We start from the raw sequence: 16,563 nt of genomic DNA on the forward strand, positions 1-16,563 counted from the left end.
CCTTCCATGTTCCACCACGTACTCCACTGCCGTCCGACCACTGCCAGCCGACGGCTCCGCCGGGCCGTCACCGCCGCCGTCGGCACGGCCCTCCTCGCCGCCCCCGTGGCCGCCCACGGTGCGGCCGAGCGCGCCGTCGGCGTCACCTTCCCCGCCGTCGTCGTCGGCTCCGTCGTCGCCAGTCTCCTCGGCGGCGGTCTCATCCTCGCGGCGCTTGACCGCCTGCCCCGCTGGCGGCGAGCCGTCCCGTTCCTCGTCCTCGCGCTCGGCAGCCTCTCGCTCGTCCTCGCCGTGGCCGACCGGCCATCCGGCGCGCTCTTCGGTGGCGTCGTCGGCGCGGGGGCCGTCGCCCTCGTCCGTACTCGCTCTGTCACTGACTGTGGTGCCTGCGCGGACGCCGCGCTCGGTGCGGTGACCTTCCACCGCGGCTTCGAAGGCGTCGTCCTCGCCACCGTCTACGCTGCCGACGCCGCACTCGGCCTCCTCGGTGCGGCCGTCCTCGCCCTCCACGCCGCGGCCGAGACGGCCGCCGTCGGGTCGCTGTACGCCGCAACCCGTCGCCACGCCGTCGCCGCCGTCTGCCTCCTGCAGGTCGGCTTCGTCGTCGGTGTCGCCGTCGGCTGGGGTGCCGTCGACGCCGTGTCGCCGACCGCCGAAGCCGGACTCCTGGCGTTCGTCGGGAGCGTCCTCCTCGCCGTCGGTGCTCGCGAGGGATACCACCGCTACGCCGACCGACAGTCGACTCTCGCGGCGTAAGTCGACGGGTGAGCAACAGGGCTATACGCTCGACACCCTCACACGCCGTCAGATGCTGTTTCCCACGCATCTCGTCGCGGCGTACGTCCTCGGGAGATGGTGGACCTCTCGATCCCCCTGCTCGTCGCCGGCGCGGCCCTCCCCGACCTCGTGGACAAGCCGGCGGCGATGGTCGGGATTGTCGACCTCTACCAGTCGGCCGGGCACTCGCTTCTCCTGCTCGTCGTGGGCTTCGCCGTCGTCTTCCTCCGCCGCGAGTGGACGCCGCTCTGGCTCGGCTGGGCGTCACATCTCCTCCTCGACGCCGCTCACATGCTTCTCAACGGCCGAGCGGACGATATTCTATTTCTGGCGTGGCCGGCAATCGAACACACGCCCGCGGTCGATCTCCCGCCCATCGCCTTCTTCCAGCACTACCTCGGGACGCCGTCGTTTTACGCCGAGTTCGTCGTCTGGGGATTACTGGGATACGTACTGATAGCCGACGGCGAATGAGAGCAACCCGACGCCGAGCGAGAACGTGTCACTCACTATTAATTTAAGGCCTCGGCGGACGTTACTCGGAGCGATGGCACTCAGTGCCCGTAACCGGCTCAGTGGAACCGTACAGAGCGTCGAAACCGACGGCCTGATGGCCGAAGTCGAGATCGAACTCGACGCCGATCAGGTCGTCACCGCCGTCATCACGTCGGGATCGGTCGACCGCCTCGGTGTCGAGGAAGGGAAAGAGCTCAGCGCCGTCATCAAGGCGACCGAAGTGATGGTCGAGAACTAATCCGCGCTAACTTCCGGCCCGAGATCGATCTCGCCGGCGTCGAGTTCGGCCTCGATCTCCCGGGTCGCCGTCACCATATTCTCGATTTTCTGGCGCGCCACGTCACGCGGCAGGAGTTTCACGCCGCAGTCGGGGCTGACCGTCAGGCGCTCCGGGGGAACGACCTTGAAGCCCTCTTTGATGTTCTCCTTGATCTCCTCGACGCTCTCCACGTCCGTCGTGTGCACGTCGACGACGCCGAGGGCGAGGTCGGTCGTGAACTCGGGGTCGGTGAACACGTCGATCTGCTCGTAGTCGCCGTTACAGAGTTCCACGTCGAACTCGTCGATGGGGTACTCCAGCAGTTCGGGGTAGATGCGGGAGTAGTCGCCGTAACAGACGTGGAGGCCGATGCGCACTTCGTCGGGGATGTCCGCGACGATGCGGTCCAGACACTCGCCGACGATGGCGTAGTCGTCCGGTGTCGTCGCCAGCGCGGGTTCGTCGATCTGGATGTAGCGTGCGCCCGCCTCCACGAGCGCTTCGATCTCCTCGTTGACGAGATCCGCGAGCGCGTAGGAGAGTTCGGCGTCGTCCTCGTAGGCCTCGTTGAACGACCACGAGGCGAGGGTGTAGGGACCGGTGATCGGCATCTTCACCGGCTTGCTCGCGGCGGCGTGGGTGAACTCGAACTCGTCGACCAGCCACGACTCGTCGTACTCGACGTCGTCGACGACGGAGGGCTTGTCGAAGTAGTTGTGCCCCCACACCTTCACGGGCCCGTTGAACTCGTAGCCCTCGATGCGGTCGGCGAAGAACTCGACCATCTCGTTGCGGCGCATCTCGCCGTCCGAGACGGTGTCCAGCCCCGTCCGCTCATGTTCGTCGATGATGACGCGACAGGCGTCGTCGTGGGCCTCGTGGAGGTGGTCCTCCGTGAACTTCGAATCGGGGTCGTCCGCGAGGTCGGACACCCGGTTGAGCCACTTGGGCTTCGGGTAGGAGCCGACGATGGAGGTCAGCAGGAAGTGCTCGTTCGGGTGGTCGTCGGGGCGGAACTGCTCGCGGTTGTTCTCGCTCATGCGTCCACCTCCGCGAGCGCGGCGGCGTCACCGAGCGCCGCGAGTTTGTCCTCGAACTTGTTCACCGGCAGGTAGAACAGTTCGGTGTTGGAGGTGACGTAGGCTCGCTCGAAGTCGGTGTGGGTGTTGTCGTCGACCCACTCGACGCGGTCGCGGATCGTCTCCGGCGACTCGACGAGCGTGTTCTGGCCGTCGACGAGGCCCATCGAAATCTGCGATTTCGTGCCGTACTCGTTGATGTTGTAGAGCGAGGCGTCGGCGTCGGTGACGAAGTCGAAGCCGATGGCGTCCACGTCGGCGTCCATCAGGTGCGCGTACGTCTTCTCCGGCACTGCGCCCCAGTAGGTGTGGACGACCACGTCGGCGTCGGTGGCGTCGGCCACCGCGTCGATGGCGGCGCTCGCGCGTTCGTTCGTGTCCTCGTCCGGCGCGTTCTCGACCAGCGAGGGTTCGAGCAGGAACAGCGTCTCGTGGCTCGGGAACGCGTCGACCTCGCCAGCGAGGAACTCGGCGATAGCGTCGAGGAAGTCCGCCTCGTCGCCGTAGTACTCGTCGGTCGCGAGGTCGGCGAGCGAGTACGGGCCCGGCAGAACGGCCTGCAGGTCGTCGGCGTCGACGGCATCCAGTTCGGCGGCCACGTCGCCCGAGGGCGTGAGTTCGCCCCGTACCTGCGGGTCGCGGTAGAAGTTGTTGTTGTCGTAGTAGCGAACGATCCCGCCCGTCTCGACGTTCTCGTGAACCGTCAGCGGGTGGGCGAGCATGTCGTCCCAGCGAAGCTGTCCCTCGACGACGCGGTCGAGGCCGGCGTCGACCTGCGCGTCGACGACCTCGCTTCGCGCGCGATCGTAGGCGTCGACGATCTCCGGCCCCTCGTCGCCGCTGACGAGATCGCCCTTCTGATGGCCTTTCAGCTCCGATAGTTCGTCTTTCGCCCAGTCGGGAAGCGGATACAGTCCCGGTGTGGTGGCGACCAGTTCGGTCATCGAATTTGGCTTGGTGATGCCGTCGCTTAATATTTGCTAAACCAAAATATGTCCTACAGTTATTATTCGAGTCGAAGGATCGACAGCACCTCGAAGGGGTACGACTCCTGCCGGACCGTCGAGACGGCGAAACCGTTCGCCTCCGCGCGGTCGACGACCGTCTCGAACCCGGTGAGACTGCTCACGAGGAGGAGGACGACGCCGTCCGGCCGGAGCACCCGCCCCACCGTATCGAGGAAGGGATCGATCACCTCGCGGCCGGACTCGCCGCCGGAGAGCGCCCGCTCCATCGAATCGTCCCACTCGTTGTCCGGATCGGTGGGGAGGTAGGGCGGGTTGAAGGCGACGGTGTCGAACGCCTCGTCACGGAAGGGTTCCACGAGGTCGGCGCGGACGACCGGCACCCCCCGGTCCCGTGCCTGCCGGCAGGCCGCGAGGTTGTAGTCGCTGGCGACGACCTCGGCGTCCGTCTCCGTCGCAATCCGCTCGGCCACCCAGCCCGATCCCGTGCCCACTTCGAGCGTTCGGCCACGGGCGTGTTCGACCGCCGCCTCTGCGAGGAGACGGGAGTCCTCCGCGGGCTGGTACACCTCACGCTCCAGTCCACGGCGCTCCGCGAGATCGTCGCGGGTAGTCGTGTCCCCGGACTCGCCGGCGCTCGTGTCGTCGTCACTCATCCCCGTCCCCGCCTCCGTCGGGCGTCGGCGCTGCCCGGTCAGCGCTCTCGGCGATGGCGAAGCCACCTTCCTCGGTCCGGCCCATGAGTTCGCGCTGCGGGAACGGGATCTTGATCCCTTCCTCCTCGAAGGCGTCGGTGACCGCCTCGATGACGGCCGTTCGCGCCCGCCACATCCGCCGGGAGCTCGGGTTATCGATCCACACCCGCACCCCGAGGACGATGGCGGAGTCACCGAAGCGTTTGCCGACCACCTGCGGCGTCGGCACCTGCAACACCTCGTCGAGACCGCGCACCGTCTCTCGGGCGATTTCGGCCGCGCGCTCGGGGTCGTGATCGTAGTCGACGCCGACCTCCACCTCGATGCGGAGGCGGCCCTTGCGCGTCCGGTTGGTGATCGGCTGGCCGCTCACCTCGTCGTTCGGGAGCATCACGTACTCCCCGTCGAACGTCTGGATGCGCGTCGTGACGATGGTAATCTCCGTGACGATCCCCTCGCGGTCACCGATCTCGACCCAGTCACCGATCTCGAACGGCCGAGAGAACATGAGGACAAAGCCCGCGAGAGCGGCGCCCAGCGTCTGTCTGGCCGCCATCCCAACCACGATGCCGAGAAAGCCCGCCCCGACGATGAGGCTCCCGAGGTTCTGGGTGAATAGCCCTACCACCACCAGCACGGCGAGCGTGTAGAGGGAGACCTGTGTGAGTCGGTAGATGATTTCGCGCTGGTGTTCGCTGATGGTGGAGCGTTGACCGGTGAACTCGCCGATTACGCGGCCCACGAAGCCCGTCAGCGCGTACGTCGTTGCGAGGATGACCACCGAGAGCAACACGCGCCCGGCGATGTCCTCCAGCCCGAGACTCCGGTAGGAGCGCTGGAGCGGCCCGATCAGATCCCACAGGAGGACGACCGCGATGATGCCGCCTCCGGTCGCCAGCGTGACGAGCGCCGACACCGTGACGTTCGGGAGCGACTGCTTCGTCGACTCTCGACCCCGTCGCCACCGGCGGGCGCCGAACCGCACGGCGAGGACGGCCGCGACGACGAGTAGCGTCGCGACCGTTCGCCCGACCGTCGATCCGTCCGCGATCGCCAGCAGATTAGCCATCCGTCCCACCCCGCTCGACGGCGAGGCGGGCGAGGGCGGCGAAGTCGTCCGGTGCCAGATCGCCCGCGCGCTTCGAGACGAGTTCCTCGTCGGCCGCCGCGACGACCGCGTCCGGATCGTCCAGTCCCGAGATGTGGGCCGTGTTGCGGATGGCGTTCCGTATCGTCTTCCGACGCTGGGTGAACACTGCCTTCACGAACCGCAGGAAGAAGTCCTCGTCGTCTACCTCGTAGTCGGGGGCCCGGGGCGTCGTTCGCACCACCGCGCTGTCGACGGCCGGTGGCGGCGAGAACGCCTCCGGCGGCACCGGTTCGACTACCTCCACTGCGGCGTAGTGCTGGGCGCTCACCGACAGCCGCCCGTACTCGCTCGTCCCTGGTTCGGCGGCCATACGCTCCGCGAACTCCCGCTGGAACATGAGGACGGTCGGGATGCCGAGCGGGAGCAGACGGAACGTGATCTCGCTGGAGACGCCGTAGGGCAGGTTCGAAACGCTCGCGGTGGCGTCGGCCGGCAGATCGATTTCGAGAGCGTCGCCCTGGCGCACGGTCAGGTGGCCCGCCGCCCGCTCGTCCGCGAACTCCTGTCGAAGGAACGCCACGAGATCCGGATCGCGCTCGATCACGGTCACCTGATCACTCGTCGCCAGCAGGCGGTCGGTGAGCGCACCGGTGCCACCGCCGATTTCGAGGACGTGACTCCGGTCGGCGTCGGCCGGCAGATACGTCGGCAACCGATCGAGCACCCGCTCGTCGACGAGGAAGTGCTGATCCCGGTCGGGGTTTCCACGTACACCTGCCCGCTGGAGCAACCGATCCGGATCGCGCGACGCTGTCATCGTCACCGATAACGCGCGAACCGGGGTAAATTTCCCGTTTCCCGGATGTCGTCGCCATCACCAAAGAATCATACCGACGCGTGGACCACGTGACGCCACGTCGTGATCGGTCCCGCATCCGTCGTCGTCGCGTTGCTCCAGTTCGGCATCCTCGCGACGCTCGTCGAAGCCGGTCGCCAGCGGAACGTCGCCGCGGCGGTCAACGCCCTCGTCGCTCTCGCCGTCACGCTCCTCCCGTGGGCGCTCGAACGAGCCGCGGTCTTCGTCGCCGGCCCGGCGCTCCCCCTGTGGCTCGGTGTCGCCGGCCTCCTGCACGCCATCGGGATGCTCGGCCCGTACGATTCCGTCTGGTGGTGGGATCACGTCACCCACTTCGTCTCCGCGGCGCTCGTCGCCGCGCTGTTTCACGCCGTCGTCGTCGTCGGCTACGCCGGCGCGGCGCCGTTCGGCGCCGTCCCCGCCGCGACCGTCCTCTTAACGTTCGCCGCGGGCATCCTGTGGGAACTCGGTGAACTTATCGCGCGGGAACTCGGCGAGCAGTTCGACATCGAACCCGTTCTCGTCCACTACGGGTGGATCGACACCCTGCTGGATCTGGGGTTCGACCTCGTCGGGGCCGTTCTCGTGGTTCTTTTCGACCTGCGCGTGTTCGTCCCGCTCGCCGAACGAGTCGCGGGGCCGAATCGACGGCTCGTCCTCTGGGGCGTCGTCGCCGTCGTCGTCGGGTCGGTGTTGCTGGTGCTACTGATTACGGCGCTGCGTATCGAGCGGTGACTTCTACTCCACGAACGTCCGGTACTTGAGGTCCTCGTCGCGGAGTTCTTCCAGAATTCGGTCGACGAGGACGCCCTTGGGATCGTGGAGGCCCGCGATCCGCTCCTCCAGTTCCTCGAAGCTCTCGAACGGCGCCCGCTTGCGCTCGTCGAGCACGTCGTTGCGGAGTTTCTTCCCGATTCCGGGGAGGAGGTTGAGCTGGTGGAGGCGGAGGGTGATCGGCTGGGCGTCGTTGTAGAAGTCGACGAACCGCCGTTCGTGGCGGTCGACGATCTCCTCGACCACGTACTCCAGTTCGGAGTGGGCGGCGTTCGAGAGATCGTCGTATCCAACCTCGCGGATGCGGCTAACCGACTTCCGTTCGTCCTCGGGCACGAGGACGATCCGATCGCCGATGCTCACGTCCGCGTCGTCGGTGAGCGTGAGTTCGAGCAGCCGAAACTCCGACTCCCCGAGGGCGTACGCCAGCGGCGACTTCTTGTACTGCGGTCGGTCGTCTTCCGGCCGGCCGTGTGGCAAGTGGTCGAGTACCACCGCGTACGACCGCTCCGTCTCCTCCGCGGCGTCGACGCCCTGGTCGTCGCTGGCCTCTCCGCTCTCGGAGGTCGTCATACCAGACGTGTACGGTGACGGACTATTTAAACCGTCGGCCGTTCCCAGATTCGGAGGACAGCGCCGCGGCGTAACCGCCACGCTGTCAGCCGAAGTCCTCTCCGAAGTCGACCGCCCGGAGTTCGCCGGCAATCTGTGTCCGGAAGCGGTGTTCGACGCGCTGCCACGACGGCGACTCGCGCCCTTCCGCGTAGTGTAACACACCGATCGGATAGCGATAGGGCGCGTAGTCGAGAGCGATGCCTGCGGCGTAGTCGCCGGGCACCGATCGCTGGACGACGAGGTAGTTCCCTTCTTCCTCGCTCGCCCGCGACACTGCCGCCCGGTCGACGGCGTCGAGATGGTCGACCAGCGGGTCCGTCTCCACGGCCGCCGTGAGCGATTCGGCGATCGTGGTGTCGTCGCTGCTCACGACGATCCAGAGTCGGTCCCCGACCGCCGCCGTGTAGCCACCGTAGCCGAGGAACGTGTATCGCTCGGTGTCGCCACCCAGCCGCCGCCAGCCGTCGCCGACCATCCCCTCGACGGTCGTCGACGCGTCGAAATCGCCGCGGCCGAGCGTCACGTTCGAGAGCGATCCCGGCTGGACGTGGACGAGTTCGAACGCGTCCGACTCGGTGTACGCCGGTGGTCCCGACCCCAGCCACCCGTCGCGGAGGCGCTGGCCGATGTTCTGGTCGTCGACGCTTCCGAGGAGGCCGGCGGCGTCGACGTACCGCGCCCAGACGTAGGATGCGTCGGGCATCTCGGGGTGGGTTGGCGTCCGCGCGAGCATCGCCGCGAACCCGATGGACTCGTCGAGCGGCGCGCGGGGGGTGGCGGTGGCGGTTGGCGTGGCCGTCGGCGTCGCCGTCGCGGTGTCGGTCGCCGTGCCCGTCCGCGTGGGAACCGGCGTGGGGTCGTCGTCCGCGTCGGTGGAACAGCCCGCAAGCGAGAGTGCGCTGGCACTCCCCACCGCCTCGAGGAAGCGTCGCCGGGTGACGCGTGGCATACGAGTCGGTTGGGCTACGGCGATTTATACTTGCCCCAGCAGGCGGCCGTTCCGGGACGTTTATCCGCCCGTCCGACGCCCTTTCGGGCATGAAAGCGACCGCGACGGCCCACCCGATTCAGGGGCTGGTGAAGTACCACGGGATGCGCGACCCCGAACTCCGCCTCCCGTACCACGACAGCATCAGCGTCTGCACGGCGCCGAGTCGCACGACCACGACCGTCGAGTTCGGCGCGACCGACGAGGACGTGTACGTCGTCGACGGCGACCGCGTCAAGGGGCGCGGTGCCGAGCGTATCGACGCCGTCGTCGACCACGTCCGCGACCTCGCGGATCTCGACGACCCCGTCCGGCTGGAGAGCGAGAACTCCTTCCAGTCGAACGTCGGGTTCGGCTCCTCGTCGTCGGGATTCGCCGCCGCCGCGATGGCGCTCGCGGAGGCGGCGGGCCTCGATCTCACCCGGCCCGAAATCTCGACCATCGCCCGTCGCGGCTCCTCGTCCGCCGCCCGCGCCGTCACCGGCGCCTTCTCTCATCTCTACGCCGGCCTCAACGACCACGACTGCCGCTCCGAGCGCATCGAGACGAATCTGGAGGACGACCTGCGGATCGTCGCTGCGCTCGTCCCCTCGTACAAGGAGACCGAACAGGCCCACGAGGAGGCGGCGGACAGCCACATGTTCCAGGCGCGGATGGCCCACGTCCACGGCCAGCTCGCGGAGATGCGGGACGCCCTGCGCAACGCCGAGTTCGACCGTGCGTTCGAACTCGCGGAACACGACTCGCTCTCGCTCGCGGCGACGACGATGACGGGGCCCGCGGGCTGGGTGTACTGGCAACCCCGCACCATCGCCGTCTTCAACACCGTCCGCGCGCTCCGGAAGGAGGACGTGCCGGTCTACTTCTCCACCGACACCGGCGCGAGCGTCTACGTCAACACGACCGCCGAGTACGTCGACCGCGTCGAATCCGCCGTCGCGGACTGTGGCGTCGAGACCGACGTGTGGGAGGTCGGTGGTCCCGCCGAGGTGCGTCCGGAGCGCGACGCGCTCTTTTGAGCGGCGTCTCGTAGCTGTTGCTCGCTGCTCGCCACCCCTGTGTGGTGAGCAGCGTTCACGACCTACGAGAACGCTGCTCTTCTTCCCACTCCGCCCGGTGTTCGTACGCCGTCTCCCCGTCGATCCGGAGCCACAGGATCGCACTCGACAGGTTGGCGCGTCGCTCGCCGGGATGGCTCGGGTCGCGCGACCGGTAGTTGAGTTCCACCGTCGTGTCCGGTGGATACTCCCTCGCGACGTTGACGGTGTGGTAGCTCCGGTCGTAGCGGTCCACGGTCGGCGTCACCGTCTCGAATCCGTCGGGGACGGCGTCGGCGCCGAACCGCCCGCCTCGGTCCTCGGCCGCCCCCAGCGCGTCGATAATCGCGCTGAAGTCCGCGATGGCGTCCATCGGCCCCGCCATCGGCAGGTCGCTCCGCTCGGCGAACGCGTGGGCCGCGGCGAGGCCCGGCGGGCGTAGTTCCGTCCCCTCCAGCAGCCCGGCGTACTGCGCGTCCGCGACGGCGCGGCTTCCGCGCTCCGGTAACTGGGCGTCGAGGACGCGTCGCAACTCCGCCGGATCGTCGACCGCGTGTGCCGTCCAGCAGACGAACCCCTCGATGTCCATTCGTTCGAGGGTGACGGCGCCGGCACGTATAAATATCGGCTCCACCGTCGTCGTCTTCTTAACCGTGCGGTCCAACCTCCGGTATGCGCGTCGTCGTTCTCGGTGCCGGGTACGCCGGTCTCACGCTCGCCCGTCGCCTCGAATCCAGACTCCCCGAGTCGGTCGACCTCGTCGTCGTCGACGAGTCCGACCGACATCTCGTCCAGCACGAACTCCACCGCGTGATCCGCCGGCCGGCGGTGGAAGACGCCATCACCGTCCCCCTCCGGGACGTACTCGACTGGGCGACCGTTCGGACCGCTCGCGTCGAGGATATCGACCGGGAGGCCCGTCGCATCCACCTCACGGACGACGCCCTCGACTACGACTACGCGGCCGTCTGCCTCGGCGCCGAGACGGCGTTTTACGACCTGCCCGGCGTCCACGAACACGGCCTGCCGCTGAAGCGACTCGACCACGCCCACCGCATCCGCGAGGCGTTCCTCGACGCCTGCGAGGCGGACGGCCGTGCCGTCGTCGGCGGGGCCGGCCTCTCGGGCGTGCAGGTGGCCGGCGAACTTGCGGCGGTGGCCGCCGAACGCGACGCCGACGTGGACGTGACCGTCCTCGAACGCCTGGACTCGGTCGCGCCTGCCTTCCCCGAGGCGTTCCAGTCGGCCGTCCGCGACGCCCTCGATGCGGCCGGCGTGACGGTGCGGACGAACGCTCGCGTCACCGGCGCGACGGCCGAGGCGGTCGAACTCGACGGTCGGACGATACCGTACGACACGTTCGTGTGGACCGGCGGCATTCGCGGTCCCGACGCGATGGGGAGCGACCGGCCGGTCGTTCGGGGTGACCTCCGACTCGATGACCACACGTTCGCCGTCGGTGACGTGGCACGGGTCGTCGATGCCGACGGCGAGGCCGTCCCCGCGAGCGCGGCGGCTGCCATCCGCGAAGCCCGGACCGTCGCGACGAACCTCGACCGCCTCGTCCGGTGGGAACTGGACGGGCGGGGAACCGACGAGTTCCCGCCCAAACTCGACCCGTTCCGGTTCGACGCGCCGGGCTGGATCGCGTCGATCGGTGACGACGCCGTGGCGACGGTCGGCCCGAAGGTGTTCACCGGCGGCCCCGCGCGGGCGATGAAGGCGACGGTCGGCGCCGGTCACCTCTCCTCCGTCGGCGCGATCAGTCGCGCGGCCGACCTCGTCACCGAAGAACTCGGATGAGCTGGCGGTGGGTCACGCGGCGTGTGGCACGGGTGCGTGACAGGTGGGTTTAATGGGCGTCGACCCGGGACTAGAGATAGGATGACCGCGAGCGAGGGGGGGACCGTACTCATCGTCGACGACGACCGTGAGGTCGTTCGTACGTACCGACGGTATCTCGAAGACACGTACACGATTCGCGAGGCGTACGACGGCGAGGACGCCCTCGAAACGCTCGACGGCGACGTGGACGTGGTGTTGCTCGACCGGCTGATGCCCGGCGTGTCCGGCGGCGAGGTTCTCGACCGGATTCGCGAGCGAGAATACGACGTCCGGGTCGCCATGGTGACCGCCGTCGATCCCGACTTCGACATCGTCGATATGGGGTTCGACGACTACATCACCAAGCCCACGACCCGTTCGGAGCTTCGAGAGACGATCGAGGAGTTGCTCACGCTCGACCAACACGCCACCGACGTCCGGGAGTATCACTCCCTGCTCGTGAAGGCCGCCGCGTTGCACGAAGGGAAGTCGACGTACGAACTGGACGAGAATCCCGCGTACGCCGAACTCAAATCCCGGATCTCGGATCTCGAAGCGACGCTCGAATCCGAGGCCGAGCGTCTGACCGACGACTCGCGGTTCGTCGCGACGCTCCGCGCAATCGACACCTCGATAACACGGGAGGAGACCGATGGCTGAAGGCGACGCCAGAGCCAACCGCTACGCGCTCGCGGACACCTTGCCTCTCGACATCGACAGTCTCGATCAGGGGATGAACGTCCTGGTGTCCGGTCCGCCGATGTCGGGCAAGCGCCGGCTCGTGTTCGACCTCCTCGCCCCCGAGACCGTCCCGGCAGACCCAATCGTCGTGATGACGACCGACGATCCGGACTCGCGTATCCGGACGCAGTTCGAGGATCGGGACGTTCGATTCGACCCGTCGACCTTCCGCGTCGTCGACGCGACCGGCGCACCGGGAGACTCCGAGCCCTCGATCCATCGCGTCTCCTCGCCAGCCGACCTCACCGGCATGGGCGTCGCGTTCACGCAGGCCGTCGATCAGATGGGAACGCCCGACCGTCTCCGGCTGGGCTTCGTCTCTATCTCGACACTCCTCCAGTACGTCGACGCCGAACGCGCGTTCTCGTTCCTGCACGTTCTCTCCCGGCGGACGAGCGCCGCAGGCTATCTCGGCGTCTACAGTATCGACCCGACGACCCACGAAGACCGGTTCGTGAACGTCGTCACCTCAATTTTCGACGCCGCAATCGAGATTCGTGAGGAAGATGGCGGCCGCGAACTCCGGGTTCGCGGCCTCTCCGACGTGGCCCCCGAGTGGACGGCGTTCCCCTACTAGTCGTCCAGCTCGGTCGGATCGAGTCCGTACACCTGCCGGACGGTCGCTGTCGACACCTTGCCGAGTCGCAGATCACGCGCCACAGCCTCGGGTTCGCGGTCGGCCGGGTCACCGAAGCCGCCGCCGCCCGGCGTCCGGATACTCACCATGTCGCCGGCGTCGAGGTCGTGCGTGGATTTGCCCGGAATCGTTCGGGGGTCGTCGTCGGCCCGCGTCAGGTAGTCCTCGCCCACCGCGCCAGCGACGCCGCCTGCGAGACCGTACGGCGGATATCGCCGTCGGTCGGCGAGGAGGCTGAAGGCGATGCCATCGGTCAGCACTTCGATGTCGCGGCGGAGGCCGAGGCCGCCACGGAACTCGCCGGCGCCGCCGGTGTCGGGCCGGAACGCGTATCGCTGGACTCGAACGGGATAGACCGTCTCCAGCACCTCCGCCGGCGTGTTGAGCGTGTTGCTCATGTGGGCGTGGACCCCGTCCATCCCGTCGGCGCCCGTTCGGCCTCCGTAGCCGCCGCCGATAGTCTCGTAGAAGGCGAACGGCTCTCCCTCCCGGTTCGTCCCGCCGAAGGTGACGCTGTTCATCGTCCCTTGCGCGGCGGCGACGGAGCGCTCCGGCGACTCCTCGCCGAACGCCCCGAGGAGGGCGTCGGTCGCACGCTGGGAGATTTCGAGGTTGCCGCCGACCACCGCGGCGGGCGGTTGGGCGTTGACGACCGTCCCTTCCGGCGCCCGAATCTCGATGGGGCGGTACGTCCCCGCGTTCGGCGGCACGTCCGGGTCGGTCACACAGCGCACGGCGTAGTACGTCGCGGACGCCGTCACCGCGAGGGGGGCGTTGATCGCGCCCGGCACCTGCTCGCTCGTCCCTTCGAAGTCGACGACGAGTTCGTCACCGTCGACGGTCACCGCGACGGCGATGCGGATGTCCTCGGTTCCCTGCCCGTCGTCGTCGAGGCGGTCCTCGAACTCGACGGTGCCGTCCGGTAACTCGTCGATTTCGGCGCGCATCCGGCGTTCGGCGTAGGCTTTGATCTCCGTCGTCGCCGCCTGCAGGGTGCCGAGGCCGTGCCGGTCGGCCAGATCCCGCACCCGTTCGACCGCCGTCCGGTTGGCCGCTCGCTGGGCGCGGAAGTCGCCTCGCCGCTCGTCCGGCGTCCGCACGTTCGTCAGCAGGAGATCGAACACGTCCTCGACGGGGCCGCCGCCGTCGTACAGTTTCACCGGCGGGACGCGAATCCCTTCCTGGAAAATCTCCGTGGAGTCGGCGGCGACGCTACCCGCGCGACCGCCACCCACGTCCGCGTGGTGGGCGCGGTTGGCCGCGATGGCGACCAACTCCCCGTCGACGAAAATCGGCGTCACGAGCGTCATGTCCGGCAGGTGGGCGCCGCCGTGGAAGGGGTCGTTCAGAAGGATGGCGTCGCCGTCCTGCAGTTCGGAGGGCGGGTAGGCTTCGATAGCCGCCGCCACCGAGTACGGCATCGCGCCGAGGTGGACCGGAATGTTCTCGGCCTGACTGATCATCTCGGCCGCGGCCGTCCCGTCCTCGTCCACCACGTCGAACAGCGCACACGAGCAGTCGCGGCGGTCCTTGATATTGGGCGAGTAACTCGTGCGCACGAGCGTCGCGTTCATCTCCTCCGCGACGGCGACGCAGGCGTTGCGCAGGACTTCCAGCGTGACGGGGTCGATCTCGCTCATGGCTCGATCACCACGTTCCCCAAGTCGTCGACGTGTGCGTCCGCCTCCGGCGGGACGACGGCCGTGCTCTCGACGCCTTCGATCACTGCGGGGCCGTCCAGTTCGGCACCCGGGCCGAGCGCCGACCGGTCGTAGATCGGTGTCTCGCCCGTCTCACCCCCGAACGTCGCCGGGCGGGTCGTCCGTGGGGTCGGGTCCGTCGTGCCGCCCTCCGCCATCGACAGCGCGGGCGGGTCGACGACGCCCCGGGAACGCAGGCGGACCGTCACGAGTTCGACCGGTTCGTCCGGCGAGGCGTGGCCGTACCGGCGCTCGTGGCGCTGGTGGAACCGATCGGCGACGGTATCGAGGGTGTCCGCGTCGAGTCGCCCTTCGGGTACCGGCACCCGGAGGTCGAACGACTGCCCCCGATATCGCAGGTCGACGGCGCGTTCGAATCGCCGTCTGTCGGCGGGGTAACCCTCCGTCTCCAGTCGTTCGCGGCCCTCGGCTTCCATCCCCTCGAATCGCTCGGTCAGGTCGGCGGGGTCGACCTCGGTCCACGGTCGCACCGCGGAGACGCCCTCCTCGTACACCGCGTCGCTGATGAGGAGGCCGAGCGCGGAGAGGACGCCGGCAGACCGCGGGACCACTACCCGCGGCACGTCGAGTTCGGCGGCGAGTTCGGCCGCGTGGAGCGGTCCCGCGCCGCCGTAGGCGACGAGCGAGAAGTCCCGGGGGTCGTGGCCGCGTTCGACGGAGACCACCCGAAGGGCCCGTTCCATGTTCGCGTTGGCAACGTCCAGAATCCCCTGAGCCGCTTCCTCGACACTCAGGCCGAGCGGGTCGGCCACCGACTCCCGCACCGCCTCGCGGACCGTCGACTCGTCGGCGCTCCCCTCGAAGAAGGAGGCGGGGTCGATGCGACCGAGGAGGAGGTGAGCGTCGGTGACGGTCGGATCGGTGCCGCCGCGGCCGTAACAGATGGGGCCGGGGTCGGCGCCCGCGGACCGCGGGCCGACCCGGAGGCTCCCGCCTTCGTCGACCCACGCGATGGATCCGCCGCCCGCGCCGATGGTGTGGACGTCGACCATGGGGACGTTCACGGGGTAGTCCCCGACCTGTCCCTCCGTCGTGACGACGGGGTCGCCGTCGCGGACGAGCGACACGTCACACGAGGTGCCGCCCATGTCCATGGTGAGGACGTCGTCGAAGCCGGTTTCGCCGGCAACGTGGGCGGCGCCGCGGACGCCCGCCGCCGGTCCGGACAGCAGGGTGTTCACCGGGCGCTCGCGGGTGACCTGTGCCGACGCCACGCCGCCGTTCGACTGCATCACTTTCAGCGCGGCGGGGACGCCCGCCTCGGCGACGCCCTCCTCCAGACGGCCGAGATAGCGGTTCATCACGGGTTTGAGGGCGGCGTTGATCGTCGTCGCCAGCGTGCGCTCGTACTCCCTGATCTCGGGGAGCACCTCGCTCGACAGCGAGATTTCGCCGTCGACGCCCTCCTTGTGCAGGAGGTCGCGTACCCGGCGCTCGTGGGCGTCGTTTTCGAAGGCAAAGAGGAACGCGACGGCGACGCTCTCCACGTCCGCGTCGGCGACGGTCCGGGCGATGGACCGGGCCTCTTCCTCGTCCAACGGTTCGACCACCTCACCCCGCCGGTCGAGGCGTTCGACCACCTCGTAACGACGGTCCCGGTCGACGATGGGCGAGGGTTTCTCCGCCCGAAGATCGTAGAGGCTGGGGCGCGTCTGGCGACCGATTTCGACGGCGTCGCGAAAGCCCTCGGTCGTCACGAGCGCCGTCTCGGCCCACTCGCGTTCCAGCAGGGCGTTGGTCGCGACGGTGGTTCCGTGACCGAAGAAGGCGACGGCTTCGGGATCTACGTCCCCCTGTTCGCTCGCGGCGTCGAGGCCGTCGAGGACGCCCCGATCCGGAGAATCTGGCGTCGAAGGTACCTTCAGCATCGTCAGGCCGGATTCGTCGGCGACCACCACGTCGGTGAACGTGCCGCCGACGTCGACCCCAACTCGTGCGTCGGTTTCCATACCGGAGTCACGGCGCTGGGGCTGATAAATCCCGGTTGCC

18 protein-coding genes are annotated in these 16,563 nt (G+C 68.4%); 8 read left to right on the forward strand and 10 right to left on the reverse strand.

All coding sequences use genetic code 11. The features are described from left to right. Positions 1–6: 6 nt before the first annotated feature. From DU502_RS07365 to DU502_RS07375, 3 genes are all read left to right on the forward strand, one after another. The gene (locus tag DU502_RS07365) at positions 7–756 is read left to right on the forward strand and encodes a hypothetical protein (RefSeq protein WP_121920636.1); all 750 of its coding nucleotides are present in this window, start codon (positions 7–9) and stop codon (positions 754–756) included. 96 nt (positions 757–852) lie between these two features. Continuing rightward, on the forward strand, positions 853–1,251 hold the full coding sequence (locus tag DU502_RS07370; protein WP_121920635.1) for a metal-dependent hydrolase: 399 nt from the start codon (positions 853–855) through the stop codon (positions 1,249–1,251). A gap of 73 nt (positions 1,252–1,324) precedes the next feature. Next, a complete protein-coding gene (locus DU502_RS07375) occupies positions 1,325–1,531 on the forward strand; it encodes a TOBE domain-containing protein (protein WP_121920634.1) in 207 nt (68 codons plus the stop codon). Here DU502_RS07375 and DU502_RS07380 read toward each other — a convergent pair. The 5 genes from DU502_RS07380 to DU502_RS07400 all read right to left on the reverse strand — a co-directional run bounded on the left by DU502_RS07380 (position 1,528) and on the right by DU502_RS07400 (position 6,198). Continuing rightward, positions 1,528–2,592: a methionine synthase gene (locus DU502_RS07380; protein WP_121920633.1), complete on the reverse strand. Its 1,065-nt coding sequence runs from the start codon at positions 2,590–2,592 to the stop codon at positions 1,528–1,530. The two genes, DU502_RS07375 and DU502_RS07380, sit on opposite strands and share 4 nt — an antisense overlap. Next, complete coding sequence (locus tag DU502_RS07385) at positions 2,589–3,575, reverse strand: 5-methyltetrahydropteroyltriglutamate--homocysteine methyltransferase (RefSeq protein WP_121920632.1); 987 nt, start codon at positions 3,573–3,575, stop codon at positions 2,589–2,591. Before DU502_RS07385 ends, DU502_RS07380 begins: the two co-directional genes overlap by 4 nt. 62 nt (positions 3,576–3,637) lie before the next feature. Next, the gene (locus tag DU502_RS07390; protein ID WP_121920631.1) at positions 3,638–4,252 is read right to left on the reverse strand and encodes a HemK2/MTQ2 family protein methyltransferase; all 615 of its coding nucleotides are present in this window, start codon (positions 4,250–4,252) and stop codon (positions 3,638–3,640) included. Further along, entirely contained in the window at positions 4,245–5,360 is a 1,116-nt protein-coding gene (locus DU502_RS07395) for a mechanosensitive ion channel family protein (RefSeq protein WP_121920630.1), read from the reverse strand. Before DU502_RS07395 ends, DU502_RS07390 begins: the two co-directional genes overlap by 8 nt. Beyond that, positions 5,353–6,198, reverse strand: a complete 846-nt coding sequence (locus tag DU502_RS07400) for a 16S ribosomal RNA methyltransferase A (RefSeq protein WP_121920629.1) — start codon at positions 6,196–6,198, stop codon at positions 5,353–5,355. Before DU502_RS07400 ends, DU502_RS07395 begins: the two co-directional genes overlap by 8 nt. Before the next feature lie 102 nt (positions 6,199–6,300). Here DU502_RS07400 and DU502_RS07405 point away from each other — a divergent pair, with 102 nt between their 5' ends. Then, on the forward strand, positions 6,301–6,972 hold the full coding sequence (locus DU502_RS07405) for a hypothetical protein (protein ID WP_121920628.1): 672 nt from the start codon (positions 6,301–6,303) through the stop codon (positions 6,970–6,972). Between the two features lie 3 nt (positions 6,973–6,975). Here DU502_RS07405 and DU502_RS07410 read toward each other — a convergent pair whose 3' ends face one another. Together DU502_RS07410 and DU502_RS07415 are read right to left on the reverse strand one after the other, a co-directional pair. Continuing rightward, positions 6,976–7,584 (reverse strand): DUF655 domain-containing protein, encoded by a 609-nt coding sequence (locus tag DU502_RS07410; RefSeq protein ID WP_121920627.1) that lies wholly within the window; start codon positions 7,582–7,584, stop codon positions 6,976–6,978. A gap of 85 nt (positions 7,585–7,669) precedes the next feature. Next, positions 7,670–8,575, reverse strand: a complete 906-nt coding sequence (locus DU502_RS07415) for a hypothetical protein (protein WP_121920626.1) — start codon at positions 8,573–8,575, stop codon at positions 7,670–7,672. Positions 8,576–8,664: 89 nt separating this feature from the next. Between DU502_RS07415 and mvaD the strand changes: the two genes are divergently transcribed. Then, complete coding sequence (gene mvaD / locus DU502_RS07420; protein WP_121920625.1) at positions 8,665–9,633, forward strand: phosphomevalonate decarboxylase MvaD; 969 nt, start codon at positions 8,665–8,667, stop codon at positions 9,631–9,633. Positions 9,634–9,688: 55 nt separating this feature from the next. Here the strand turns inward: mvaD and DU502_RS07425 are convergent, their stop codons facing one another. Continuing rightward, on the reverse strand, positions 9,689–10,240 hold the full coding sequence (locus DU502_RS07425) for a hypothetical protein (RefSeq protein WP_121920624.1): 552 nt from the start codon (positions 10,238–10,240) through the stop codon (positions 9,689–9,691). 83 nt (positions 10,241–10,323) lie between these two features. On the opposite strand from DU502_RS07425, the gene DU502_RS07430 reads away from it, so the two are divergent. The 3 genes from DU502_RS07430 to DU502_RS07440 all read left to right on the forward strand — a co-directional run bounded on the left by DU502_RS07430 (position 10,324) and on the right by DU502_RS07440 (position 12,793). Beyond that, on the forward strand, positions 10,324–11,454 hold the full coding sequence (locus DU502_RS07430; protein ID WP_121920623.1) for an NAD(P)/FAD-dependent oxidoreductase: 1,131 nt from the start codon (positions 10,324–10,326) through the stop codon (positions 11,452–11,454). An 81-nt stretch (positions 11,455–11,535) separates the two neighbouring features. Then, entirely contained in the window at positions 11,536–12,135 is a 600-nt protein-coding gene (locus DU502_RS07435; RefSeq protein ID WP_121920622.1) for a response regulator, read from the forward strand. Continuing rightward, the gene (locus tag DU502_RS07440; protein ID WP_121920621.1) at positions 12,128–12,793 is read left to right on the forward strand and encodes an RAD55 family ATPase; all 666 of its coding nucleotides are present in this window, start codon (positions 12,128–12,130) and stop codon (positions 12,791–12,793) included. The genes DU502_RS07435 and DU502_RS07440 overlap by 8 nt, the downstream gene beginning before the upstream one ends. Here DU502_RS07440 and DU502_RS07445 read toward each other — a convergent pair. Both DU502_RS07445 and DU502_RS07450 read right to left on the reverse strand, forming a co-directional pair. Next, positions 12,790–14,493, reverse strand: a complete 1,704-nt coding sequence (locus DU502_RS07445) for a hydantoinase B/oxoprolinase family protein (RefSeq protein ID WP_121920620.1) — start codon at positions 14,491–14,493, stop codon at positions 12,790–12,792. The two genes, DU502_RS07440 and DU502_RS07445, sit on opposite strands and share 4 nt — an antisense overlap. Beyond that, positions 14,490–16,523 carry a hydantoinase/oxoprolinase family protein gene (locus DU502_RS07450; protein ID WP_121920619.1) on the reverse strand — a complete coding sequence of 678 codons (2,034 nt, stop codon included), beginning with the start codon at positions 16,521–16,523 and terminating at the stop codon, positions 14,490–14,492. Before DU502_RS07450 ends, DU502_RS07445 begins: the two co-directional genes overlap by 4 nt. Between the last annotated feature and the right edge of the window lie 40 nt (positions 16,524–16,563).

The sequence above is a fragment of the Haloplanus aerogenes genome (genome assembly GCF_003856835.1).
Lineage (GTDB): Archaea > Halobacteriota > Halobacteria > Halobacteriales > Haloferacaceae > Haloplanus > Haloplanus aerogenes.

What these genes read in the sequence shown, in the direction of transcription:
- DU502_RS07365 (WP_121920636.1), top strand. Translation starts at nt 7, where the DNA reads ATGTTCCACCACGTACTCCACTGCCGTCCGACCACTGCCAGCCGACGG.
- DU502_RS07370 (WP_121920635.1), top strand. Translation starts at nt 853, where the DNA reads ATGGTGGACCTCTCGATCCCCCTGCTCGTCGCCGGCGCGGCCCTCCCC.
- DU502_RS07375 (WP_121920634.1), top strand. Translation starts at nt 1,325, where the DNA reads ATGGCACTCAGTGCCCGTAACCGGCTCAGTGGAACCGTACAGAGCGTC.
- DU502_RS07380 (WP_121920633.1), bottom strand. Translation starts at nt 2,592, where the DNA reads ATGAGCGAGAACAACCGCGAGCAGTTCCGCCCCGACGACCACCCGAAC.
- DU502_RS07385 (WP_121920632.1), bottom strand. Translation starts at nt 3,575, where the DNA reads ATGACCGAACTGGTCGCCACCACACCGGGACTGTATCCGCTTCCCGAC.
- DU502_RS07390 (WP_121920631.1), bottom strand. Translation starts at nt 4,252, where the DNA reads ATGAGTGACGACGACACGAGCGCCGGCGAGTCCGGGGACACGACTACC.
- DU502_RS07395 (WP_121920630.1), bottom strand. Translation starts at nt 5,360, where the DNA reads ATGGCTAATCTGCTGGCGATCGCGGACGGATCGACGGTCGGGCGAACG.
- DU502_RS07400 (WP_121920629.1), bottom strand. Translation starts at nt 6,198, where the DNA reads ATGACAGCGTCGCGCGATCCGGATCGGTTGCTCCAGCGGGCAGGTGTA.
- DU502_RS07410 (WP_121920627.1), bottom strand. Translation starts at nt 7,584, where the DNA reads ATGACGACCTCCGAGAGCGGAGAGGCCAGCGACGACCAGGGCGTCGAC.
- DU502_RS07415 (WP_121920626.1), bottom strand. Translation starts at nt 8,575, where the DNA reads ATGCCACGCGTCACCCGGCGACGCTTCCTCGAGGCGGTGGGGAGTGCC.
- mvaD (WP_121920625.1), top strand. Translation starts at nt 8,665, where the DNA reads ATGAAAGCGACCGCGACGGCCCACCCGATTCAGGGGCTGGTGAAGTAC.
- DU502_RS07425 (WP_121920624.1), bottom strand. Translation starts at nt 10,240, where the DNA reads ATGGACATCGAGGGGTTCGTCTGCTGGACGGCACACGCGGTCGACGAT.
- DU502_RS07430 (WP_121920623.1), top strand. Translation starts at nt 10,324, where the DNA reads ATGCGCGTCGTCGTTCTCGGTGCCGGGTACGCCGGTCTCACGCTCGCC.
- DU502_RS07435 (WP_121920622.1), top strand. Translation starts at nt 11,536, where the DNA reads ATGACCGCGAGCGAGGGGGGGACCGTACTCATCGTCGACGACGACCGT.
- DU502_RS07440 (WP_121920621.1), top strand. Translation starts at nt 12,128, where the DNA reads ATGGCTGAAGGCGACGCCAGAGCCAACCGCTACGCGCTCGCGGACACC.
- DU502_RS07445 (WP_121920620.1), bottom strand. Translation starts at nt 14,493, where the DNA reads ATGAGCGAGATCGACCCCGTCACGCTGGAAGTCCTGCGCAACGCCTGC.
- DU502_RS07450 (WP_121920619.1), bottom strand. Translation starts at nt 16,523, where the DNA reads ATGGAAACCGACGCACGAGTTGGGGTCGACGTCGGCGGCACGTTCACC.